Source organism: Citrobacter sp. VF227 (assembly GCF_052950715.1).
This window is the reverse complement of record NZ_JBRFVF010000002.1, coordinates 583,809-607,318: the sequence shown is the minus strand read 5'-3', so window position 1 is coordinate 607,318 and position 23,510 is coordinate 583,809. Positions and strand designations below refer to the sequence as shown.

Genomic DNA, 23,510 nt, shown 5'->3' with positions numbered 1-23,510 from the left:
GATAATGATAGTAATTATCGTTATCGATCTTATTTGGATATGTTAGCATGTGCAGCCATCGAATGGATATTGAAAAAGTACCTGGTAAGGCTCTGTAATGAATCGACAATCATGGCTGCTCAATCTCAGCCTGTTAAAGACCCACCCTGCATTTCGTGCCGTCTTCCTCGCCCGTTTTATTTCCATTGTCTCTCTGGGGCTACTCGGTGTGGCGGTTCCGGTACAGATCCAGATGATGACGCAGTCGACCTGGCAGGTTGGTTTGTCGGTGACGTTGACTGGTAGCGCGATGTTTATTGGCCTGATGGTGGGCGGCGTGCTGGCCGATCGCTATGAACGTAAAAAAGTGATCCTGTTGGCGCGTGGAACCTGCGGAATTGGCTTTATTGGTCTGTGTCTGAATGCGCTACTGCCTGAACCGTCATTACTGGTGATTTATCTGCTTGGCTTGTGGGACGGTTTCTTTGCCTCACTGGGTGTAACCGCTTTGCTGGCAGCAACGCCGGCGCTGGTCGGGCGGGAGAATTTGATGCAGGCCGGGGCGATTACCATGCTGACGGTGCGTCTGGGGTCGGTCATTTCGCCAATGCTTGGCGGGGTGCTGCTCGCAACCGGTGGCGTGGCCTGGAACTACGGGCTGGCGGCGGCGGGGACCTTCATTACATTGCTGCCGTTGCTGAGCCTTCCCGCGTTGCCGCCTCCGCCGCAGCCGCGTGAGCATCCGCTGAAATCGCTGCTGGCAGCATTTCGTTTTCTGCTTGCCAGTCCGCTGATTGGCGGCATTGCGTTGCTCGGCGGTCTGTTGACCATGGCGAGCGCTGTACGCGTGTTGTATCCGGCGCTGGCGATTAACTGGCAAATGTCGAGCGCGCAAATTGGTCTGCTGTATGCGGCTATTCCCCTGGGGGCGGCGGTGGGCGCATTGACCAGCGGGCAACTGGCGCACAGCATTCGCCCGGGACTGATCATGTTGGCATCGACCGTGGCGTCGTTCCTGGCTATCGGGCTGTTTGGGTTGATGCCGGTGTGGGAGCTTGGGGTTGTTTGCCTGGCGCTGTTTGGCTGGCTGAGTGCGGTCAGCTCTTTGTTGCAGTACACCCTGTTACAGACGCAGACGCCGGAAGCGATGCTCGGGCGAATTAACGGTTTGTGGACCGCGCAGAATGTCACTGGTGATGCCATCGGAGCGGCGTTGTTAGGTGGTCTGGGCGCGATGATGACGCCAGTCGCTTCGGCAAGCGTCAGTGGATTTGGCCTTGCGATCGCAGGACTGCTGCTGTTGCTGCTGTTGAATGAGTTACGTCGTTTCCGTCAGACGCCGCCTGAACTGGCGTGAGGCTTCAGGCCGGATGCGGCGTAAACCACATCCGGTACGAACCATTAAAACAGTGAGGAGAAGCGTTGCAGCAACAGCGTCGCGCTGTAGTAGTCCAGACGGAAAGTTTCCGTTCCCAGGGCGTAAACACGCTTGTTCTGCACGGCCGGCAGATGTGCCAGCAGCGGATTGGCATAAATGGCGTCGGCATCTTTGTTGTCGCCCGCGAACAGGAATAGCGCTTCGCCATTCAGTCCGGTCGCCAGATTCTCACCGCCGATTTGAATGATATCGTGGCGCTTGCCCTGACTCTGGCTGGTGTGCAGTCCGGCTGGCAGCTGCGCTAACGTGAAACCTAACTGCTCCATTAACTTGCCTTGCGCAGATTCCGGCGTCCACAGGTTGGCGCTGTGCGCGGCGGCGGTGTACACCAGTGCGTTAACCGGCTGTGGCGGTAGGGTAATACGTTGTTTAACCGTCTGCAGTTGCTTATCAAACTCGGCAATACGTGCTGCCGCCTGTTGCTCATGCCCGGTGATGCCGCCTAACTGCGTCAGCAGTGACTGCCAGCTTTTGTCGTCGTAATTAATGATAAGTGTGGGCGCAATGGTGGACAGTTGATCGTACAGTGCGAGGGCAGAATCCCCGCCGGTGGCGCTTATCAGAATCAGATCCGGCATTTGCGCCGCAACGGCTTCAGCGCTCGGTTCACCAATATACAGACGACTCAATTTGCGCTCTTTTGCGACTTCGCTCCACTGACGCAAAAAGCCCTGCGCATCGCCAATGCGATTGTTCGGCGTGGTGGCTCCGCTGGCGATGACCGGAGCATCAATCGCCAGTAGCGAGCCTGTGAGGGTGACGCTGGTGGAGACAATGCGCTGCGGCTTATGCTCCAGCGTATGCGTGCCGCGGCTGTCGGTAACCTGACGCGGCCACTCGGCGGCGTGACCTGAAGAAATTCCTGAAATAGACAAACCTGTCAGCAAGAGCATGGTGCGGCAAAAAGAGGGGAGACTCACGAATCAGCTTCCTGTTATCAGTATGAGTAATGCTTCTCATTTTCATTGTTAGTGAACAAGGATGCAAGCCAAAGTCGCACATTGTGCTACCTCAAGAGTTGACATACTGCCGCTTTACTTTTAGGTTAGCGACCGAAAATATAAATGATAATCATTATTAGAGCCTTTATCATTTTTGGAGGATGATATGGATACGTCACTGGCCGAGGAAAAAACGCAGACTATGCCGACGCTCGCTCCCGACAGTTTTTTCTTTATGTCGCCGTACCGTAGTTTTACGACGTCAGGATGCTTCGCCCGCTATGCGGAACCGGCAATTGATGGCGACGCGCCAGACAGCCCTTTCCAACAGAAAATGCGCGCCCTGTTTGCTGATGCCAAATCGCAGGGTATCGCTAACCCTATCATGGTCGGGGCGATCCCTTTTGACACCCGCCAGCCGTCATCGTTGTTTATTCCCCAGTCGTGGCAGACGTTTTCCCGCACGGCGAAGCAGCAGTCATCACGTTATTTTAATGCGCATCAGTCGCTGAACGTCGTGGAACGTAAATCGATCCCAGAACAGGACTTTTTTGAAGACATGGTCGCCCGGGCGGCTGCGCTGACGTCTACCCCGGAAGTTGACAAAGTGGTGTTATCCCGCCTGATCGATATCACTGTAGACGCCAATATAGACAGCGGCGCCCTGCTGGAGCGGCTGGTGGCGCAAAATCCGGCGAGCTACAACTTCCACGTGCCTCTTGAAGACGACGGCGTATTGATTGGCGCCAGTCCGGAACTGCTGTTACGCAAAGAAGACGATCGTTTCAGCTCATTACCTCTGGCCGGTTCCGCGCGCCGTCAGCCGGACGATGTGCTGGACAGGGAGGCGGGTAATCGCCTGCTGGCATCCGAGAAGGATCGCCATGAACACGAACTGGTGACGCAGGCGATGAAAAATGTATTGCGCGATCGTAGCCGTGAACTGCAACTCCCTTCCTCTCCGCAACTGGTTACCACGCCTACGCTGTGGCACCTCGGTACGCCGTTTGAAGGTAAAGCCAACGCGCAGGAAAACGCCCTGACGTTGGCGTGCCTGCTACACCCGACGCCTGCGCTGAGCGGCTTCCCGCATCAGGTCGCACGCAAACTTATCGCCGAACTGGAGCCGTTCGATCGTGAACTGTTCGGCGGCATTGTCGGCTGGTGTGATGCCGAAGGTAACGGTGAATGGGTCGTGACGATCCGCTGCGCGAGGCTGCTGCGCAATCAGGTTCGTTTCTTCGCCGGAGCAGGAATTGTGCCAGCCTCTTCCCCGGTTGCGGAATGGCGTGAAACGGGAGCCAAGCTTTCCACCATGTTGAATGTTTTTGGCCTGCATTAAGAGCCTGGTCCATCAGGCTATTTTATTTGCCAGTTTGACCCTGGGCAGTGCTCACAATCCTCACGTACCACAAGTACGCTCCGGTTGCTCCGCGCTGTCCGTGTCCAAACTGGCTGCAACAATATACGCCTTATTGACAGGCTCTAAGGAGTAATCATGAGTATTCCTTTCACCCGTTGGCCGGAAGAATTTGCCCGCCGCTATCGTGAAAAAGGTTACTGGCAGGATTTGCCGCTGACCGACATTTTGACTCGCCACGCCGATAGTGACCAGACGGCGGTGATTGATGGTGAACGCCATCTGAGCTATCGCCAGTTGAACCAGGCAGCAGATAATCTCGCCAGCAGCCTGCGCCGCCTGGGGATCAAACCCGGCGAAACCGCGCTGGTGCAACTGGGCAATGTGGCTGAACTGTATGTCACCTTTTTTGCCCTGCTCAAGCTGGGAGTGGCGCCTGTTTTTGGGCTGTACAGCCATCAACGCACCGAGCTCAACGCCTACGCGACACAAATTAAACCGGCGCTGCTGATCGCTGACCGCGCGCATACGCTGTTTACCGCAGATGACTTTCTTAACACATTTGTTGCCGAGCACAGCTCGGTGCGCGTGGTTCTGCTGCTCAATGACGAGGGTGAACACAACCTGCAAAACGCGATAAGCCAGTCGGCGACTGATTTTACCGCTACGCCATCGCCTGCAGATGAAGTGGCGTATTTCCAGCTTTCCGGTGGCACTACCGGGACGCCGAAGCTGATCCCGCGTACCCATAACGATTATTACTACAGCGTGCGCCGCAGCAACGAGATTTGCCATTTCACTGGAGAAACGCGCTATCTGTGCGCTATTCCGGCGGCGCATAACTACGCCATGAGTTCACCTGGCGCGCTGGGGGTGTTCCTTGCGGGTGGAACTGTAGTGCTGGCGGCCGATCCAAGCGCCACGCTGTGCTTCCCGTTGATTGAACAGCATCAGGTGAACGTTACGGCGCTGGTGCCGCCAGCCGTGAGCCTGTGGCTGCAGGCGATTGCGGAGTGGGGCAGTAATGCGCAATTGGCATCGCTGAAATTGTTACAGGTTGGCGGAGCGCGCTTGTCCGCGACGCTTGCCGCCCGCATTCCGGCGGAAATAGGCTGCCAGTTGCAGCAGGTCTTCGGTATGGCGGAAGGGCTGGTGAACTACACCCGCCTGGACGACAGTCCTGAGCGCATCATCAATACCCAGGGTCGCCCGATGTGTCCCGATGATGAGGTTTGGGTGGCAGACGCTGACGGTAATCCTTTGCCACAGGGCGAAACCGGACGCCTGATGACGCGTGGCCCGTACACCTTCCGTGGCTATTTCAACAGCCCTGAACACAATGCCAGCGCCTTTGATGCCAACGGGTTTTACTGCTCCGGCGATCTGATCGCTATCGATCGGGATGGCTACATCACCGTGCAGGGGCGCGAAAAAGATCAGATCAACCGTGGCGGGGAGAAGATCGCTGCCGAAGAAATCGAAAACTTGTTACTGCGCCATCCGGCGGTGATTCATGCGGCGCTGGTCAGTGTGGATGACGAGCTGATGGGCGAGAAAAGCTGCGCCTGCCTGGTAGTAAAAGAGCCGCTACGCGCGGTGCAGGTGCGTCGTTTTCTGCGCGAGCAGGGCGTGGCGGAATTTAAATTACCTGACCGTGTGGAATGCGTTGAGTCATTACCGCTGACGCCGGTTGGGAAAGTGGATAAAAAACAATTACGTCAGTGGCTGGCATCACGTTCACTGGCCTGAAGGAGAAAAAGAGATGGCAATTCCTAAACTGCAGGCTTATGCGCTACCCACAGCGCTTGATGTTCCGGTGAACAAAGTGGACTGGGCCTTTGAACCTGAACGCGCCGCGCTGCTGATCCATGACATGCAGGACTATTTTATCGGTTTTTGGGGCGATAACTGCCCGATGATGGAGCAGGTTGTCGCTAACATCGCCGCACTGCGTCAATACTGCAAAGCGCATAATATTCCGGTGTATTACACCGCCCAGCCGAAAGAGCAGAGTGATGAGGACCGTGCTTTGCTTAATGATATGTGGGGGCCGGGCCTGACGCGTTCGCCTGAGCAGCAAAAAATCGTTGAAGCGCTGGCACCGGATGAAGCAGATACTATCCTGGTGAAATGGCGTTACAGCGCATTTCATCGCTCTCCGTTAGAACAGATGCTTAAGGAAACCGGGCGTAATCAACTGATTATTACCGGCGTGTATGCGCATATTGGCTGTATGACCACCGCAACAGACGCCTTCATGCGTGATATCAAACCGTTTATGGTTGCCGATGCGTTGGCGGACTTTAGCCGTGACGAACATCTGATGTCGCTGAAATATGTGGCGGGACGTTCCGGGCGTGTGGTGATGACGCAGGAATTATTGCCGATGCCTGTCCCGGCCAGTAAAGAGGCGTTGCGCCGCGTTATTCTGCCGCTGCTGGATGAATCAGAAGAGCCGATGGATGATGAAAACCTGATCGACTATGGACTGGATTCGGTTCGCATGATGGCGCTGGCCGCCCGCTGGCGTAAAGTGCATGGCGACATTGATTTCGTCATGCTGGCGAAAAAACCGACCATTGACGCCTGGTGGGCTCTGCTCTCCCGCGAGGTGAAGTAATGGCCGGATTTGATTTTGCCGGGAAAACCGTCTGGGTAACCGGCGCGGGAAAAGGAATCGGCTACACCACGGCGCTGGCGTTTATTGACGCCGGGGCACAGGTTACGGGCTTTGACCGCGAGTTCGCGCTGGCAGAGTATCCCTTTGCCACCGAGGTGATGGACGTGGCGAACGCGCAGCAGGTGGCGCAGGTATGCGGGCGTTTGCTCGCGAATACCGAATGTCTCGACATACTGGTGAATGCCGCAGGGATCCTGCGTATGGGACCAACCGACGCGCTTAGCGTTGAGGACTGGCAGCAAACCTTCGCCGTCAACGTGGGCGGAGCGTTCAATCTGTTTCAGCAGACGATGGCGCAGTTTCGTCGCCAGCAGGGCGGGGCGATCGTCACCGTTGCATCGGATGCGGCGCACACGCCGCGTATCGGCATGAGTGCTTATGGGGCGTCAAAAGCCGCGCTGAAAAGCCTGGCGTTAACCGTCGGACTTGAACTGGCGGGTAGCGGTGTGCGCTGTAATGTGGTTTCGCCTGGCTCGACCGATACCGATATGCAGCGTACGTTGTGGGTCAGCGATGACGCGGAACAGCAGCGTATTCGTGGATTTGGCGAGCAGTATAAGCTCGGCATTCCGTTGGGGAAAATCGCCCAGCCGCAGGAGATCGCCCACACGATTTTATTTCTTGCCTCCGATTTAGCCAGCCACATTACGTTGCAGGATATCGTGGTAGACGGCGGCTCTACGCTGGGAGCATGACGATGATCTGGAAACGTCATTTAACGCTGGATGAACTCAATGCCACCAGTCAGAACACCATGGTGGCGCACCTGGGCATGGTCTATACCCGACTGAGTGATGATGTGCTGGAAGCCGAAATGCCGGTGGATGAGCGTACGCATCAGCCGTTTGGTTTGCTGCACGGCGGAGCGTCTGCGGCTCTGGCAGAAACGTTGGGTTCGATGGCAGGTTATCTGATGACTCGCGACGGGCAGTGTGTGGTGGGGACGGAACTCAACGCCACGCACCATCGGGCGGTTTCGCAGGGTAAAGTGCGCGGTGTCTGCCAACCTTTGCACCTCGGGCGTCAGAATCAGAGCTGGGAAATTGTCATCTTTGATGAGCAGGGACGACGCTGTTGCACCTGCCGTTTAGGTACTGCGGTGATGGGGTGAAGTGACCCTGAAAAGTAAAATGAAATTGCAGCGTTAACAGGTAAATGAAGTGATCTAGTTAACAATGCAATGTAAATACTCAGTGATACTTCGGGTTTGTATGGTTGTCAGGTTGTTAAATTCAGAAAAGATGTTATAGAAACAAAATGTAACATCTCTCTGGAGCGGACAACGGATAACAACTATGAACAAATCAGGGAAGTACCTCGTCTGGACAGTGCTCTCCGTAATGGGAGCATTTGCCCTCGGCTATATCGCATTAAACCGCGGTGAACAGATCAACGCGTTGTGGATAGTCGTGGCGTCGGTCTGTGTCTACCTTATCGCTTATCGTTTCTACGGCCTGTACATCGCTAAAAATGTACTGGCGCTGGACCCGACGCGTATGACGCCAGCCGTGCGTCATAACGATGGTCTGGACTATGTTCCCACCGATAAAAAAGTGCTGTTTGGTCACCATTTTGCGGCGATTGCCGGAGCGGGGCCATTAGTTGGACCTGTACTGGCGGCGCAAATGGGCTATCTGCCAGGTATGATCTGGTTGCTGGCCGGGGTGGTGCTGGCGGGTGCGGTGCAGGACTTCATGGTACTGTTTGTATCTACCCGTCGCGATGGTCGTTCCCTTGGCGAACTGGTTAAAGAAGAGATGGGCCCAACGGCAGGCGTTATTGCGCTGGTGGCCTGTTTTATGATCATGGTGATTATCCTGGCGGTACTGGCGATGATCGTCGTGAAAGCGCTGACCCACAGTCCGTGGGGAACCTATACCGTGGCGTTCACAATCCCGCTGGCGATTTTTATGGGGATTTACCTGCGTTATCTGCGCCCAGGTCGCATTGGTGAAGTGTCGGTCATCGGTCTGGTCTTCCTGGTATTCGCCATTATTTCCGGCGGCTGGGTGGCGGAAAGTCCCACCTGGGCTCCTTATTTTGACTTTACCGGCGTACAGCTGACATGGATGCTGGTGGGATACGGTTTTGTCGCTGCCGTGCTGCCGGTATGGCTGCTGCTGGCACCGCGTGATTATCTTTCTACCTTCCTGAAAATTGGCACCATTGTTGGTCTGGCGGTAGGGATCCTGATCATGCGCCCGACACTGACCATGCCTGCGTTGACAAAGTTTGTTGACGGTACAGGCCCGGTCTGGAGTGGTAACTTGTTCCCGTTCCTGTTTATTACCATCGCCTGCGGTGCAGTCTCGGGTTTCCACGCGCTGATTGCCTCCGGCACCACGCCGAAGATGCTGGCGAATGAAGGTCAGGCCTGCTTTATCGGTTACGGCGGGATGCTGATGGAATCCTTTGTCGCCATTATGGCGCTGGTGGCGGCCTGCGTTATCGATCCAGGTGTTTACTTTGCGATGAACAGCCCGATGGCGGTACTGGCACCTGCCGGAACCACCGATGTGGTTGCGTCAGCGGCACAGGTCGTGAGCAGTTGGGGCTTTGTTATCACGCCTGATACGCTGCATCAGATTGCGAACGATGTCGGCGAACAATCCATTATCTCCCGCGCAGGCGGTGCGCCGACGCTGGCGGTGGGCATGGCGTATATTCTGCACGGTGCGCTGGGTGGCATGATGGATGTGGCGTTCTGGTATCACTTCGCCATTTTGTTTGAAGCCCTGTTTATTCTGACGGCAGTCGACGCCGGTACGCGCGCCGCGCGCTTTATGCTGCAGGATCTGCTGGGCGTGATGTCACCGGGTCTGAAACGTACCGATTCGCTGCCAGCGAACCTGTTGGCGACAGCGCTGTGCGTGCTGGCCTGGGGTTATTTCTTGCACCAGGGCGTGGTGGATCCACTGGGCGGTATTAATACCCTGTGGCCACTGTTTGGTATCGCCAACCAGATGCTGGCCGGTATGGCGCTGATGCTTTGTGCAGTGGTACTGTTCAAGATGAAACGTCAACGCTACGCATGGGTGGCGCTGGTGCCAACCGCCTGGCTGCTGATTTGTACCCTGACTGCTGGCTGGCAGAAAGCGTTTAGCCCGGATGCGAAAATCGGCTTCCTGGCTATCGCCAACAAGTTCCAGGCTATGATCGACAGCGGAAACATTCCGGCACAGTACACCCAGTCACAGCTGACGCAGCTGGTGTTTAACAACCGTCTGGATGCGGGGCTTACCATTTTCTTCATGGTAGTCGTTGTGGTGCTGGGTCTGTTCTCCATCAAAACTGCGCTGGCAGCATTGAAAGAGGACAAACCAACTTCGAAAGAGACGCCGTACGAGCCGATGCCTGAGAATGTCGAAGAGATCGTGGCGCAGGCGAAAGGCGCGCACTAATATTCTCTTAACCAATGAGCCCTCTCCTGAACGGGGAGGGCGTTTGTACGACAGGTAACCACTATGTTTGAAACGCTCTCTAAAGCCGGAAAGTATTTAGGCCAAACCGCCCGGTTAATGATCGGTGTACCGGATTACGACAACTATGTTGAACATATGCGAGTCACGCACCCGGATCAGACGCCGATGACCTACGAAGAATTTTTCCGCGAGCGCCAGGATGCGCGTTATGGGGGCAAAGGCGGCGCGCGCTGTTGTTAATGATCTTCATAATTCAAGCTGCAGGTATGTGGGCTTTGTTACTCGGCCCATCCCTGGGCTTCGCCCCTACAGGGCCGCTGCAAGCAGTGTGCAAATCTGCTCCCGGCAGATTTTTCGCTCACCCTGTAAACGATTCTACCTTTTCGAACGCCGTGCGCAGGGTATCCGGGGTTAACGTCACCGCTAGCGCGTGAATGGATTCTACCGGGCGCAGAGTGTGGGCAATCACCTTATCAATCTCGGCCTGATTCTTGATATCCACATCTAATTGAGCCAGCCGCGTTGGCAGGTTGAAGCGCTGATAAGCGGCTATCAATTGCGCCAGTGCATCATCTTGTTCCAGCAGCGCGCTCTGCACCAGTATGCCGTACGCCACTTTGGTGCCGTGTAAAAACTTCTCCGTTTGCGGAAGGACGGTCAGGCCATTGTGTACCGAATGTGCTGCCGCCACCCGGGTGTAACGTTCGCCCAGACCGCCAACCATGCCGCCTCCGGCAATAATGGCATCAACCACATCGCAAAATGTACGGCTTAACGTGCCTTGTTGTTTATCGGCTAGCGCATGCTCGCTGCTTTCCAGCAGGACATCGCGGATCGTCTGTGCGGCATGGATACCCAGCCGTACGGTCAACGGCAAAGTTTCCGGCTGAGGCGTGAGAACGACAGCTTCATACCACTTCGCCAGCGTATCGCCGATCCCCGCCAGTAAATACTCCTCTGGGGCGTTGAGTATGATTTCCGGCTCTACCAGTACGAGAAAATTAGCATCATCGAAAATGTCAAAATGTAGCGCCTGGCCTGCATCGTTGTACCAGACAGAGAGCGGTGTCCAGGCCGCGCAGGTGGCGGCAATGGTCGGGATCGCCACGAAAGGCAAACCGAGACGACGAGCCAGCGCTTTGGCGGTGTCGAGCAAGGTTCCGCCGCCCACGCCAATCACCACGCTGCGATCCTCTCCTGACAGTTTTTGCAGTTCAGTTACATCGGTTTCGCTGCAGTGTCCTGTGAACAACAGGCGCTTAGCTTCGGCAAGATGAAATGCATCCGGCAGATAAGGGCGGGCCGCATCAATGGCGCGCTCACCATAAACCCAGACAGCATGTGAGAGTTGATCGGCAGTGAAAAAATCGTTGAGTCTTGACAGGCTGCCGGTATGGGAAAAATAGTTGGCCGGGCCGGTGACGACGCGAATCTCGGTATTACTCATGTTGTGTTTGTCCTTTTGGCTGTCCTGTCCTGGCAGGTTATTTTTATATAGACGTCTGAACGTCTTGATTGCCAAATACTAGCATCGTGCTATAGTTGCTTCAACCACAACATCACACGCTGGGATAACAATAATGAGTAATAACCCGCTGATTCCGCAAAGCAAACTACCTAATCTGGGCACCACTATTTTCACGCAAATGAGCGCGCTGGCACAGCAGCATCAGGCCATTAACCTCTCGCAGGGATTTCCTGATTTTGACGGTCCACTTTTTTTGCAGGAACGTCTGGCGTATCACGTCGCGCATGGTGCAAACCAGTATGCGCCGATGACGGGTGTGCAGCCGCTGCGCGAAGCTATTGCGGATAAAACCACGCAGTTATACGGCTTTAGTCCTGACGCAAATAGTGAAGTGACTGTCACCGCAGGGGCAACGGAAGCATTGTACGCCGCAATTACGGCGCTGGTGCGTCAGGGTGATGAGGTGATTTGTTTTGACCCAAGTTATGACAGCTATGCGCCTGCGGTCGAATTATCCGGCGGGGTGGTGAAACGTATCGCGCTGCAACCGCCGTCTTTTAACGTCGACTGGCGGGCGTTTAGCGCTTTACTCAGCGAACGTACCCGGCTGGTGATCCTTAACACACCGCATAACCCTTCCGCCACCGTGTGGCATCACGCCGATTTTGATGCGCTGTGGCAGGCGATTAAAGAACGCGAGATCTTTGTCATCAGCGACGAAGTTTATGAACATATCTGCTTCGCTGAACAGGGTCATGCCAGCGTGCTGGCGCATCCCCAGCTACGCGAACGCGCCGTTGCCGTTTCATCATTTGGTAAGACTTATCATATGACCGGCTGGAAAGTTGGCTACTGCGTCGCGCCAGCCGCCATTAGCGCAGAATTGCGCAAGGTTCACCAGTATCTGACGTTTTCTGTCAATACGCCGGCGCAGCTGGCGCTGGCGGATATGCTGCGCGAAGATCCAGCGCACTATCATGAGCTGCCAGCATTTTATCAGCAAAAACGCGACATATTGGTGAATGCCTTGCGTGATAGCCGCCTGGAAATACTCCCGTGTGAAGGCACGTATTTTCTGTTGGTCGATTACAGTGCTGTCTCTACGCTTAACGACGTTGAGTTTTGCCAGTGGCTAACGACTGAGGTGGGCGTTGCGGCGATCCCGTTGTCGGTTTTTTGCGCCGATCCTTTTCCGCATAAGTTGATTCGCCTCTGTTTTGCCAAGCAAGAATCGACGCTACTAGCGGCAGCCGAACGTTTGGTTTCGCTATAGCTATTTCACCGTCCAGGCTTTAGAGAATCGACGGTCGGCAAACAACTCTTGCAGGCCGTTGATTTGTTTTAGACGTAAAACCTCATCGTCGTCCATACCTAGCTCTTTACTTATTTTCTCTTCACTCCACCCCAGCTGTGATAATTCACGAACGATTTCCGACATAGCGTGAATTTGATGCCGCCCGCGAGCACGGTTATGGCGAATGGTCGCTGCCATACGTTCGTGGCGTTCGCGTTGTAAACAGGTGACGGGCAGATAGCCATGCAGGCGTGATCTCAGCAATGGCTTGCTTTTACCTAACTCATGACGGTGAAATCCATCGACGATTTCATAGTCTTCCGTCGTTGACTGGACCACCACAATAGGTTGAGTGAATCCGTCGGCTTCGATGGATCTCAGCAGCAACTTTTTCTCCGGCGGGGCAACGTTATTGGGATTGTAATCGTTGGGCGAGATATGATCATTTTTAACCCATAACACACAATCGACAGGCTCATCGCGAAAGGGGCTGACGCTGTGTATCGCCATTCTGAATTGATTGATCGCTTCAATTCGCTCTTCTTCTGACAGGCCAGAAAGAAAACCAGTGAGTTCCTGAGTTAATCGTTGCTGCATAAAATCCCCCATTCCTGGCGTTTTGTTTTCATACGTTCGTTATAACGTTGGTAGTTTTTAGGTTTTGTTGGGCTGAAAGAAAGTGCCCGGCACCAGTAGTCATTATTCAGCAAGACTTTGCAGATACGCCGCCACGATGGAATATCCTTTGAACCAATATCTTTTTCCTGAATTTGCGGGATATTGTCCATGCCCTTTTTCTTATACCACTGTAAATAAACGGCGATTTTATTGCGGTAATGTTCTGCAGTCGTCTCTGGCATGCTGTCCAATAGCAGCATGGCATATTCCTGCCAGCTTAAATGCTCTGGTTTGAGTATTTTCCGGTGACCGTAAAAATGATTATCATGTCCAGCGTAAATTCCCCCGCTTTTGACGCCGCTAACACGGGCGCACATGGCTGCCCAGCGCTCGGGTTCAATGACATGATATAGCCATAATCCCTGGCGCTGTTCCGGGCCAAAGGGCTCACAAATGCGCATGTAGCGCGTTGGGACACCAGCCTGATACATCAGGTTGTATAGGGGATTGCTCGGCATTCTGGTTTTTGCAAACCAGGTCCATATATCGGCGGTTTTCCAGTCATAAAGCGGATAAATATACCAGGTGTGCCCGCCGGGGGCGCTGGTAGTCCAGGGTTTATCATCGGCAAAACGTTGCTTATGAGAATTGGCGATAGCGACGAAACGATTGTATGACTCATCGGCGCGGATGCCCACCATCATGGCGGCTGGTCGTTTCTCTGAAAACCAGTCAGCAAATTCACGAACAAATTGTTCAAATGTCATGCCGGGTTGATAGAAAGAGAAGAACTCAGGGTCGGTTATAGCATCCGCAGGTGGTTGACGAACCCACGGTGTATCAGGTTCCCAGCACTGCCATTCGGGTTGAAATTGTGAGAGTGAATTTTGGGTGGTGAGCGGTAAGGCCACCCAATAAAATCGTTCAATGACATCGGCATAACGTTCACGTAGAGCTACTACATAGTCGATAGTGCAGGAAAATTGTGCTTCCCAGTCGATAAACAGGACGTTAATTTTTTTTCCTAACTGACGAGCGAGCGTGGCTGTCAGGTGTAGCATTAGCCCTGAATCTTTTCCTCCAGAGAATGAGACGCACACGCGTGGCAGAGTTTCTAGTGTCCAGGATATGCGTTCCTGAGCGGCCTCCAGAACATTTTGTACCAGAGGAATTTTATAAACAGACATATCAAGTCCATATCGGCATCTTATTATTTACAGACATAATAAATGCTTGTAATTGGATATGCCAGTTTATGTGTTATGCAATTTACGCTGTATTCTTTATTTGTATGGTTCGCCAGGGATTATTCTCTGGATGAATTAAATTTATTGATTGAATATATCACTTGCTGTTTTAAATAATATTCTGGCTGATTCTTGCTATGTATTCAGCGAAAGCATTATTGTTGAGTGAGGCTCTGTTGTACATTAAATAAAGTGTAATGGATGGTAATGTAAAATCAATATTGATTTCTTTTAAATCTAAAGAAGTACGATAGTATTCGTATATAGCCCGAGGAATAACGCCGATTATGTCCGTGCTGGCAATGATATTGGTGATTGAGATCGTCGAATCGCTGCTGAAACCAATGTTACGATTGATTAAAGCATTATCTATTTGTGACTGGAAGTTTTTAATACCTTCATTTTCAGTAAGAAAAAATGTAAACTTCTCTTGTATAATGTCATCAATCGTACTTGACTCATTGATTCTTGAGTGATTTTTTCTGCAAGCCAGGACATGCTCGAGTGTTGTGAATGGCGTACAGATAATGGAGCGGTTATTGATTGACTCTGTCGTAATGACCAGGTCAGCCTTGCGGTATACCAATATGTTCTCCGCCGTTTCTGAGGAGATTAATATATCGTGATGCTCAATTTCGATATCTGACTCATCTCTGAGAGAATGAATTAACTCGTTGATAATCAGTCTGGTTGCAAATTGCGGGCTGTAAATAACAAATTTTTTGCTCAGACTGGAACTGTGCATTATGTTTATTGTTTGTTCCAGATTGTTGAGGTTTTTCTCAAGATGATGATGAAGATTAATGCCTGTCACCGTCGGGGTAATACCCTTACCGGAACGAATAAACAGTGGATCATTAAATTGCGTACGCAGTCGCTGCAACGACTGACTAACAGCAGAAGGTGTAATATACAGCGTTTCAGCAGCCTTACTGATGCTCAAATGTTGATAAATACACTCAAATATAACCAGTAGATTGAGATCGAATTTTTTAAGGTCGTAGAGATTAGCCATATATGCCTTCCAATAATAGTTATGGTGAGAAAAATAAAGATTTTGAATATTTTAAATGGTAGTTATTCTGGTGGTTTATGTTTCTGTGCTTAATGAATCATTAACTTTAACTAAAATAGCACAATCTGCGTAATTTTCACGAGGGGAATTTGAATTGTGCTGAGTGATTGAAATGAGAACGATAACAATCACTCATTCTATTACCTTTATTTATTTCCCATGATAATGTTTAATTTATCCTTATCGGGCAACCCGACCTCCTGTTGTAACGTATTGTCCTTGCTCATGTAATAGATAGCCGGCGTTACGTTAGCCCCCAGGTCATCCATCAACTTTTGATTGATATTCAATACTTTCATCTGTTCTGGGGGGACGGCGGTCGGGATTTCCAACTTTATTTTCCCACCAGATGCCTCATAGTCATGCCAGGTTTTGGCCGGATCTTTTGCGGCCAGAATCGCAGCGGCGGTAGCCGGACTTTCGGGTTTAATTACGCCAACCAGCAATGTGCGCAACTGAACTTTTCCGGAATCCACCCACGGGCGCGCCTGCTGCCAGAATTGTTTACAATAAGGACAGAAAGGATCGGCAAACACGTAGACAATGACTGGTGCCTCTTTTTTCCCGTCCAGGATCCAGGATGCCTTTTCCATCCGTTGCCACATCTCGCGACCTGCAGGGGCATAAACCTCTTTTTCGATTAGCGCATTGCTGAGGTTTTCTCCTTTTTCGTTATACATGTAGCCCGAGATGGCATGTTTACCGTCAGGCGTGACGTAGATAGTAACGCCCATATCCTGGTATTTTCCCAGATAGCCTTTCATTCCTCCCGGCGCGTCGAAGGGTTTCAGGATAGTAATGCCCTGTTTCTCAATCGCTTTAACAGGAGCAGGCAGTTCTTCGGCATACACCACTGCAGGGAGCAGGCTTAAAAGTAAGGTGCGTTTAAACATTGATTTTCCTTATAAAATAAGAAGGACAGGGGACTCTGTTGTAAAACCTATCGCAGCCATAGGTAAGATCGACCGTCCATCGATTGCCCTTTCTTTAGTTGGGTGATGTAATCCCAATCGCTGTTACGACCTTTGTTAAGGTAATGTAGAGCGCAACACATAGCCAGTCCTGCTGGCACTGATGTTACCTGCGGGTAGCTCGGGTAATGGGGCTCCCTGCAAAGGGGGCCTTTTTTACTTTTATCGTTAAGTTCACAACATGTGTTTGAGTGGGTTGTTAGTTATCGCTTATTGATTTGATAAAGGAAACGCATTAGCCCTGCGAAGAGATTTTCGTTAACTTATCTCTCAACGAAAACACGGAGGAAGTACAGATGTCTTTGATTAATACTAAAATTAAACCTTTCAAAAACCAGGCGTTCAAAAACGGTGAGTTCATCGAAGTAACCGAGAAAGATACCGAAGGTCGCTGGAGCGTCTTCTTCTTCTACCCGGCTGACTTTACTTTCGTATGCCCGACCGAATTGGGTGACGTTGCAGACCATTATGAAGAACTGCAGAAACTGGGCGTAGATGTCTATTCCGTCTCTACTGACACCCACTTCACTCACAAGGCATGGCACAGCAGCTCTGACACTATCGCGAAAATCAAATACGCGATGATCGGCGACCCGACTGGCGCCCTGACCCGTAACTTCGACAACATGCGTGAAGATGAAGGTCTGGCTGACCGCGCAACTTTCGTTGTTGACCCGCAGGGTATCATCCAGGCAATCGAAGTTACCGCTGAAGGTATCGGCCGTGATGCATCTGACCTGCTGCGCAAAATTAAAGCTGCTCAGTACGTCGCTTCTCACCCAGGTGAAGTTTGCCCGGCGAAATGGAAAGAAGGTGAAGCGACCTTAGCGCCATCTTTAGATCTGGTCGGCAAGATCTAAGCCAGTTTTGCCTTGCGGTGATGCGCTTGCACAGGCCTATGAAACCGTAGGCCGGTAAACGAAGTGCCACCCGGCAATCAATGGGCGCAGACGCGCCCATTTCATTCCAGCACCATGATGCAAGTTGCATTAATGCAGTCCAGCGAAGTCGGCTTGCATGATGATGTTTTCAGAGAGGGAAGAAGAATGCTCGACACAAATATGAAAACCCAGCTCAGGGCTTACCTTGAGAAACTGACCAAACCTGTTGAGTTGATTGCTACGCTGGATGACAGCGCTAAATCGGCAGAAATCAAGGAACTGCTGACTGAAATTGCTGAATTGTCAGAAAAAGTCACCTTCAAAGAAGACAATACTCTGGCGGTACGTAAGCCATCGTTTCTGATTACTAACCCCGGTTCTCATCAGGGACCACGCTTTGCCGGTTCTCCTCTGGGTCATGAATTTACCTCTCTGGTGCTGGCGCTGCTGTGGACCGGCGGTCATCCGTCAAAAGAAGCGCAGGCGTTGCTGGAGCAAATCCGCGATCTCGACGGTGATTTTGAGTTTGAAACCTATTATTCGCTTTCCTGCCATAACTGTCCGGACGTAGTGCAAGCGCTGAACCTGATGTCTGTACTCAACCCCCGTATCAAGCATACGGCGATTGACGGCGGGACATTCCAGAACGAAATCACCGAGCGCAACGTGATGGGCGTTCCAGCGGTCTATATGAACGGCAAAGAGTTCGGTCAGGGTCGTATGACGCTGACTGAGATCGTGGCGAAAGTGGATACCGGTGCAGAAAAACGTGCAGCCGAAGAGCTGAACAAGCGCGATGCCTATGATGTGCTGATTGTCGGTTCTGGTCCTGCGGGCGCGGCAGCGGCGGTGTACTCTGCACGTAAAGGTATTCGCACCGGACTGATGGGCGAACGCTTTGGTGGTCAGGTTCTTGATACCGTTGATATTGAAAACTATATCTCGGTGCCCAAAACTGAAGGTCAGAAACTGGCCGGCGCGCTGAAAGCACACGTTGATGATTATGATGTTGATGTGATCGACAGCCAGAGCGCGAGCAAACTGGTCCCGGCGGCGCAGGAAGGCGGTCTGCATCAGATCGAAACGGCATCCGGTGCAGTGCTGAAAGCTCGCAGTATTATCATTGCCACTGGTGCGAAATGGCGCAACATGAACGTGCCGGGCGAAGATCAGTATCGCACCAAGGGCGTAACCTACTGCCCACACTGCGATGGCCCGCTGTTTAAAGGCAAGCGCGTCGCAGTGATTGGCGGCGGTAACTCTGGTGTTGAGGCCGCAATCGACCTCGCTGGTATTGTTGAACATGTCACGCTGCTGGAGTTTGCTCCAGAAATGAAGGCCGATCAGGTGCTGCAGAATAAACTTCGCAGTCTGAAAAACGTCGATATCATTCTGAACGCGCAAACGACAGAAGTGAAAGGCGATGGCAGCAAAGTCACTGGTCTGGCGTATCGTGATCGCGTAAGCGGCGATGTTCACAGCGTAGAACTGGCTGGTATTTTTGTACAGATTGGTCTGTTGCCAAATACCAACTGGCTGGAAGGTGCCGTTGAGCGTAATCGCATGGGTGAAATCATCATTGATGCCAAGTGCGAAACGAGCGTTAAGGGCGTTTTTGCTGCCGGTGATTGCACCACCGTACCGTATAAGCAGATTATCATTGCGACCGGCGAAGGTGCCAAGGCATCATTGAGTTCGTTTGATTATCTGATTCGCACGACAGTAGCATAAAAAAGTAAGACACACCTGCAATACCAAAACCGCCAGTTTTCCGCTGGCGGTTTTTTTTATTTCCGCCGCTCACAAATTTTCAATTCCTGAAACAATAAAACGCATAAAACATTACTTAAGTTAGCCTGATCATTTTTTTAGTCAAAGAAAGCGTTAGCGTTTCATTTATTATATTAACCCACATTATGTTCTTATTTATTTTATGAATAAATGGTTGGTTAATTCATGGGTGAAATATATAAAACCCTGACGAACTTTGAATCGACAGGGTTATTTTTGCGTGACTTTTTTATCTCTTATGACAGTAACGCGCTGAAAGAGGCTTATTCTGCCCTGGATAGAAATGCCGAGTCGCTAACAGAGCAGGAGTGGCTGGAAGTGGAGTACGACTTCAATGCACTGTTTGTCGGACCGCAGAAGCTAAAGGCCGCGCCGTTTGCCTCGGTTTATCTTGAAGAAGATGCCCTCGTAATGGGCAAATCAACCCGAAGCATTCGGGAATTCATGGCAAATATGGGCTTATCTATAAATGACAGGAATAATATTCCGGATGATCATATTTCCTGTGTATTGGAATTGGCGGTTTTATTATCAGCTAATGCCAGAGCATCATCTGAATACCAGGTGACCCTTACTCGATATGCATCTGAGTATGTCGCGGTGTGGGTGCCCAAGTATATAGAAAAAATAAATATAAATGCACAAACCGTCACGTTGAAAAACGTAGCGGGAAGATTGTCTTCTTGGCTTGATGAATTAAAAACGAGAGTATCAATATGAGTAATGAACCGGGAGTTCTGAACAGACGTTCATTTTTGAAAGGGTTGATTGCCCTTGGCACGGTCGCAGCCCTGCCAGGGGGATTGCTGACTTCACGCTGCGCATTGGCGCAACCGCCAATCCCGTTTAACCCCAAAACCTACAAAATTTATCGCAACGCTTGTCCGCGTAACTGCTATGACACCTGTAGCCTGAAAACCTGGGTGAAAGACGGTGTCATCACCTTTGTCGAAGGGGCACCGGAGTCAACATTTACACACGGTACTCCTTGTGTAAAAGGCCTGACTTATCCCCGTCGCGTCTATAGTCCGGATCGTATTAAATATCCGATGGTTCAGGATGTTCGCGGTAGCGGGAACTGGCGTCGCATCTCATGGGAAGACGCAATGCAGCGTATTGCGACCAAGATGCTGGAGATCAAAAAGAAAGACGGCTCAATGCTGGGTCTGGCGCTGACTAAGTACTCCGGCAAATTCGGTGTGCTGAACTATGCCGTTGAAGGCATGATGTCTTCGCTGGGCTACACCACCCGTTTTGCCGGAACGCCGTGCTGGCCGGCCGGTATTGACGCGCAGAACTATGACATGGGCGATATGTGGTGTAACGACCCGGAAGATATGGTGAAAGCCAAATACATCATCATCTGGGGGGCTAACCCGGCCTGGTGTTCAATGCACACCATGAAATATGTCTATCAGGCGCGGGAAAAAGGCGCAAAAGTGGTCGTTATCGATCCGCTGTTAACCCAGACTGCCGCGAAAGCCGATCTCTACTTGCGTGTACGTCCAGGCTCAGATGGCGCTCTGGCGTTGGGAATGGCGCGCCATCTGGTGGATAAAGGTCTGGTGGATCAGGATTTCGTCAATAACTATTCCCACGGTTATCCGGAATTCGAAGCCTATCTGCGCACCAATGTGACCGTTGAGTGGGCCGCTGAAATCTGTGGTCTTTCCGCTGATGTTGTTCGTCAATTGGCGGAAGAATTTACCGCAGTTAATCCTGCCACCGTGTGGATTGGCTACGGTATGCAGCGCCATGTCAACGGCGGCGCAAACGTCCGTGCGATTGATGCCTTTGTGGCAATGACCGGCAATATTGGGGTTGAAGGCGGCGGGGCGCGTTATGGTCACCTGCATACCTAGGGCTTTAACTACAATGCCATGCTGCAGAAACCGCCGGTAGGTTCTGTTGGTATGCCCGGTGCTGCTGGGGCAACCAGCGAATTTGGCGCCGCGGGCGCAGTTGCGCAATATTCCGAGCGTTCGCTTAATATCAACCAGACGGCACAAGGGTTGCTTGATGCCAACGATCCCCCTGTGCGCATGCTTTGGGTCGCTTGTAAGAACCCGTTTGCTCAGGATTTTGATCGTAGCAAGATGGAAAAAGCGTTCGAAAAACTGGAAATGGTGGTGTGCGCCGATCAGTTCTTTAACGAAACCGTTGGGCATGCCGATATCGTTTTGCCGGTGACTACCGCATTTGAAGAGTGGAACGTAGACGCCTCTTACTGGCACTACTGGCTCTCTATCAACCAGCCAGCCATTAATCCGATGTATGAGGCGAAATGCGACCTGGAAATTGCCGTTTTACTTTCCCGCACGATCAACAAACTGGAGCCGGGTTCCTGTACGTTCCCGCAGGAGTTCGATCATAAACGTTGGTTGGATCAGGAATTCAATGACGGGATGGGCAAAATGTTTGGTATCTCTTCCTGGGACGATCTGCTGGACGGCCCGAAAAAAGCCATTCTACCAAGCTCTGCGGCCTGGTATGACCGCAAGTTCAAAACGCCCTCCGGCAAGTTTGAGTTCAAATCTGAGCTATGCGAGAAAAATGGTCATACTGCGCTGCCGGAGTACAAACCGGAAGCCAAAAGCACCTTGCCATTCCACCTGTTTACGCCACATGTGCAGTTCGGTATCCATTCCCAGTTTATCAACCTTGACTGGATGCAGGTTTTCTATCCGGAGCCGTTTGTTTATATGCATCCGCTTTCCGCAGCGAAAAGAGGAATTACTGAAAACGACCTGGTGAAAGTGTTTAACACCGCCGGAGAAGTGGAACTGCGTGCGAAGGTCACCGCTAACGTACCGGAAGATTTCCTGGTGATGTATGAGGCGTGGTTCCCGAAACGCAAATACAACGTACAAAACGTGGTGGCTGATACCCCAGCCGATATGGGGTTGATGAAAACCGGCGCACCGGGTGCGGCGATCCACAGTCAGTTTGCGGACATCATTTTGGTAAGTAAAGGAGCAGCGGCATGAGACGCGCGTTTTTAGTCAATAGCGATAAGTGCATCGGCTGCCGTGGCTGTGCGATGGCGTGTAAGAGTTTTAACCAGTTGGAGCCTGAACGCTTCTGGCGCTATGTCTATCCATTGGATAAAGAAATTTATCCGCATGAAGAGCGAGCATTTTATTCGCTGGCCTGTAATCACTGCGAAAACCCAGCCTGTCTGGCGGCGTGTCCGGTAGAGGCGTATACCAAACGTGAAGATGGTGTAGTGGTGCATAACCCGGAGCGCTGTATCGGATGCAAAAACTGTATCCGCAACTGCCCATACGGTGCGCCGCGCTTTAATGAGGAGACGAAGAAAGCGGAAAAATGCAGCATGTGCTACGAGCGACTTGATGTTGGTATGCAGCCGGCGTGCGTGAATGCCTGTCCGGTCGGTGCGCTGACGCTTATCGACCTGGATGCCGACCCGATCCCCAATAATGCCGTACAGTATCCGCCGGGATTCCCGCGTATGCCGCAGCTGAATCCGGGCACGCGATTTATCCTTGCGCGCCAACCGAAGCAGCCGGAGGGCAAGTAATGGAAAAGTATGAACTTCCGCTGGTTATTTTTACCGTATTGAGCCAGATGTCGGTTGGGATCACACTCATTCTGACGCTGCGTGCCTTGCAGGGAAAACTGGAGAGCAAGCGCCTGTATTGGCTGATAAGCGGGCTGGTTCTGGCTGCTGCGTCCGTGGCGGCAGTATTGCACCTTGCGCATCCGGATCGCGCCTACAACGCCCTGATTAACCTGCAGCACGCCTGGCTGAGCCGTGAAATTCTTGGCGCAACCTTATACGGCGCGGCGGTGGGCGTGACGTTTTTGGCGAAAGGGCACAAAGCCCCAGCTTTACTGGCATCCATTCTCGGGATCGCGCTGGTGGCGGTACAGGGGATGACTTATGCGGCCCCAGCTATGGCGGCGATCGCCAATGGTCTGACGATGCTGCTGTTCTTCATCACAGTGTGGGTGATGGGGTGTGCCGCGATTCCGTTGCTTAATCTCACGCCTGCCATTGCCGCATTACGCCAGGGGATTGTCGCTTGTCTGGCGGTCATGATTGCCGCGCCGATTATCTGGTTAAGCGGCGGTACTATCATGCAGATGACGGCGCATGCCTGGCTGACGTCGCCGCTTTATCTGGCAAGTTTGGTTTGTCTGGCGGTGGCCTTTGTACTCAGCCGCCAGGGAGAGCGTCGTGCAAAAGCGCTTTTTGTTCTGCTGTTTGTTGGTCTGTTTCTGAGTCGTCTGACGTTCTTTGGCGATACGGTCAGTACCATTGTGAATATCGGTCACTTGTATTGATTGTGAGCGAATAAAAACCCCTGTCAGGCGGTTAACC

Annotated in this window: 20 protein-coding genes and 1 pseudogene; 15 read left to right on the top strand and 6 right to left on the bottom strand. The window is 52.1% G+C overall.

Annotation, left to right across the window (positions count from 1 at the left end; translation table 11 throughout):
• Window positions 1-97: 97 nt before the first annotated feature.
• Window positions 98-1,336: an enterobactin transporter EntS gene (gene entS, locus ACU8YC_RS10445; protein ID WP_151224908.1), complete on the top strand. Its 1,239-nt coding sequence runs from the start codon at window positions 98-100 to the stop codon at window positions 1,334-1,336.
• A 44-nt stretch (window positions 1,337-1,380) separates the two neighbouring features.
• On the opposite strand, the gene fepB is transcribed toward entS, so the two are convergent.
• On the bottom strand, window positions 1,381-2,310 hold the full coding sequence (gene fepB / locus ACU8YC_RS10440; RefSeq protein ID WP_151225084.1) for a Fe2+-enterobactin ABC transporter substrate-binding protein: 930 nt from the start codon (window positions 2,308-2,310) through the stop codon (window positions 1,381-1,383).
• 214 nt (window positions 2,311-2,524) lie between these two features.
• On the opposite strand from fepB, the gene entC reads away from it, so the two are divergent.
• The 7 genes from entC (at window position 2,525) to ACU8YC_RS10405 (ending at window position 10,060) form a co-directional block, all read left to right on the top strand.
• Entirely contained in the window at window positions 2,525-3,700 is a 1,176-nt protein-coding gene (gene entC / locus ACU8YC_RS10435; RefSeq protein WP_187259413.1) for an isochorismate synthase EntC, read from the top strand.
• A gap of 156 nt (window positions 3,701-3,856) precedes the next feature.
• Window positions 3,857-5,467 carry a (2,3-dihydroxybenzoyl)adenylate synthase EntE gene (gene entE / locus ACU8YC_RS10430; RefSeq protein ID WP_151218727.1) on the top strand — a complete coding sequence of 537 codons (1,611 nt, stop codon included), beginning with the start codon at window positions 3,857-3,859 and terminating at the stop codon, window positions 5,465-5,467.
• Window positions 5,468-5,480: 13 nt separating this feature from the next.
• Entirely contained in the window at window positions 5,481-6,338 is an 858-nt protein-coding gene (locus ACU8YC_RS10425) for an isochorismatase (RefSeq protein WP_151218728.1), read from the top strand.
• Entirely contained in the window at window positions 6,338-7,093 is a 756-nt protein-coding gene (gene entA, locus ACU8YC_RS10420; protein ID WP_151218729.1) for a 2,3-dihydro-2,3-dihydroxybenzoate dehydrogenase EntA, read from the top strand. The genes ACU8YC_RS10425 and entA overlap by 1 nt, the downstream gene beginning before the upstream one ends.
• A 2-nt stretch (window positions 7,094-7,095) precedes the next feature.
• The gene (gene entH / locus ACU8YC_RS10415; protein WP_151224911.1) at window positions 7,096-7,509 is read left to right on the top strand and encodes a proofreading thioesterase EntH; all 414 of its coding nucleotides are present in this window, start codon (window positions 7,096-7,098) and stop codon (window positions 7,507-7,509) included.
• Window positions 7,510-7,693: 184 nt separating this feature from the next.
• Window positions 7,694-9,799 (top strand): pyruvate/proton symporter CstA, encoded by a 2,106-nt coding sequence (gene cstA / locus ACU8YC_RS10410; RefSeq protein WP_187252835.1) that lies wholly within the window; start codon window positions 7,694-7,696, stop codon window positions 9,797-9,799.
• A gap of 63 nt (window positions 9,800-9,862) precedes the next feature.
• Window positions 9,863-10,060, top strand: a complete 198-nt coding sequence (locus ACU8YC_RS10405; protein ID WP_151218731.1) for a YbdD/YjiX family protein — start codon at window positions 9,863-9,865, stop codon at window positions 10,058-10,060.
• A gap of 118 nt (window positions 10,061-10,178) precedes the next feature.
• On the opposite strand, the gene ACU8YC_RS10400 is transcribed toward ACU8YC_RS10405, so the two are convergent.
• A complete protein-coding gene (locus tag ACU8YC_RS10400) occupies window positions 10,179-11,267 on the bottom strand; it encodes an oxidoreductase (RefSeq protein WP_252837992.1) in 1,089 nt (362 codons plus the stop codon).
• A gap of 133 nt (window positions 11,268-11,400) precedes the next feature.
• Between ACU8YC_RS10400 and ACU8YC_RS10395 the strand changes: the two genes are divergently transcribed.
• Window positions 11,401-12,561, top strand: a complete 1,161-nt coding sequence (locus ACU8YC_RS10395; protein ID WP_187259417.1) for a pyridoxal phosphate-dependent aminotransferase — start codon at window positions 11,401-11,403, stop codon at window positions 12,559-12,561.
• On the opposite strand, the gene ACU8YC_RS10390 is transcribed toward ACU8YC_RS10395, so the two are convergent.
• From ACU8YC_RS10390 to dsbG, 4 genes are all read right to left on the bottom strand, one after another.
• Entirely contained in the window at window positions 12,562-13,179 is a 618-nt protein-coding gene (locus ACU8YC_RS10390; protein WP_187259418.1) for an IbrB-like domain-containing protein, read from the bottom strand.
• The gene (locus tag ACU8YC_RS10385; protein ID WP_414437954.1) at window positions 13,164-14,387 is read right to left on the bottom strand and encodes a phosphoadenosine phosphosulfate reductase; all 1,224 of its coding nucleotides are present in this window, start codon (window positions 14,385-14,387) and stop codon (window positions 13,164-13,166) included. The genes ACU8YC_RS10390 and ACU8YC_RS10385 overlap by 16 nt, the downstream gene beginning before the upstream one ends.
• 169 nt (window positions 14,388-14,556) lie before the next feature.
• Window positions 14,557-15,462 (bottom strand): DNA-binding transcriptional repressor CitR, encoded by a 906-nt coding sequence (gene citR / locus ACU8YC_RS10380; protein ID WP_151224913.1) that lies wholly within the window; start codon window positions 15,460-15,462, stop codon window positions 14,557-14,559.
• A gap of 206 nt (window positions 15,463-15,668) precedes the next feature.
• Window positions 15,669-16,415: a thiol:disulfide interchange protein DsbG gene (gene dsbG, locus ACU8YC_RS10375; RefSeq protein WP_151218735.1), complete on the bottom strand. Its 747-nt coding sequence runs from the start codon at window positions 16,413-16,415 to the stop codon at window positions 15,669-15,671.
• A 374-nt stretch (window positions 16,416-16,789) separates the two neighbouring features.
• Here dsbG and ahpC point away from each other — a divergent pair, with 374 nt between their 5' ends.
• The 6 genes and pseudogenes from ahpC to ACU8YC_RS10345 all read left to right on the top strand — a co-directional run bounded on the left by ahpC (window position 16,790) and on the right by ACU8YC_RS10345 (window position 23,473).
• On the top strand, window positions 16,790-17,353 hold the full coding sequence (gene ahpC, locus ACU8YC_RS10370; protein WP_004859485.1) for an alkyl hydroperoxide reductase subunit C: 564 nt from the start codon (window positions 16,790-16,792) through the stop codon (window positions 17,351-17,353).
• A 186-nt stretch (window positions 17,354-17,539) separates the two neighbouring features.
• On the top strand, window positions 17,540-19,105 hold the full coding sequence (ahpF, locus tag ACU8YC_RS10365; RefSeq protein WP_151224914.1) for an alkyl hydroperoxide reductase subunit F: 1,566 nt from the start codon (window positions 17,540-17,542) through the stop codon (window positions 19,103-19,105).
• Window positions 19,106-19,330: 225 nt separating this feature from the next.
• Window positions 19,331-19,885, top strand: a complete 555-nt coding sequence (locus tag ACU8YC_RS10360; RefSeq protein WP_151224915.1) for a TorD/DmsD family molecular chaperone — start codon at window positions 19,331-19,333, stop codon at window positions 19,883-19,885.
• Window positions 19,882-22,152: pseudogene (locus ACU8YC_RS10355) on the top strand (molybdopterin-dependent oxidoreductase). The gene ACU8YC_RS10360 and the pseudogene ACU8YC_RS10355 overlap by 4 nt, the downstream one beginning before the upstream one ends.
• The gene (locus tag ACU8YC_RS10350) at window positions 22,149-22,706 is read left to right on the top strand and encodes a 4Fe-4S dicluster domain-containing protein (RefSeq protein WP_047412739.1); all 558 of its coding nucleotides are present in this window, start codon (window positions 22,149-22,151) and stop codon (window positions 22,704-22,706) included. Before ACU8YC_RS10355 ends, ACU8YC_RS10350 begins: the two are co-directional and overlap by 4 nt.
• Window positions 22,706-23,473: a dimethyl sulfoxide reductase anchor subunit family protein gene (locus ACU8YC_RS10345; RefSeq protein ID WP_210904815.1), complete on the top strand. Its 768-nt coding sequence runs from the start codon at window positions 22,706-22,708 to the stop codon at window positions 23,471-23,473. The genes ACU8YC_RS10350 and ACU8YC_RS10345 overlap by 1 nt, the downstream gene beginning before the upstream one ends.
• Window positions 23,474-23,510: the final 37 nt, after the last annotated feature.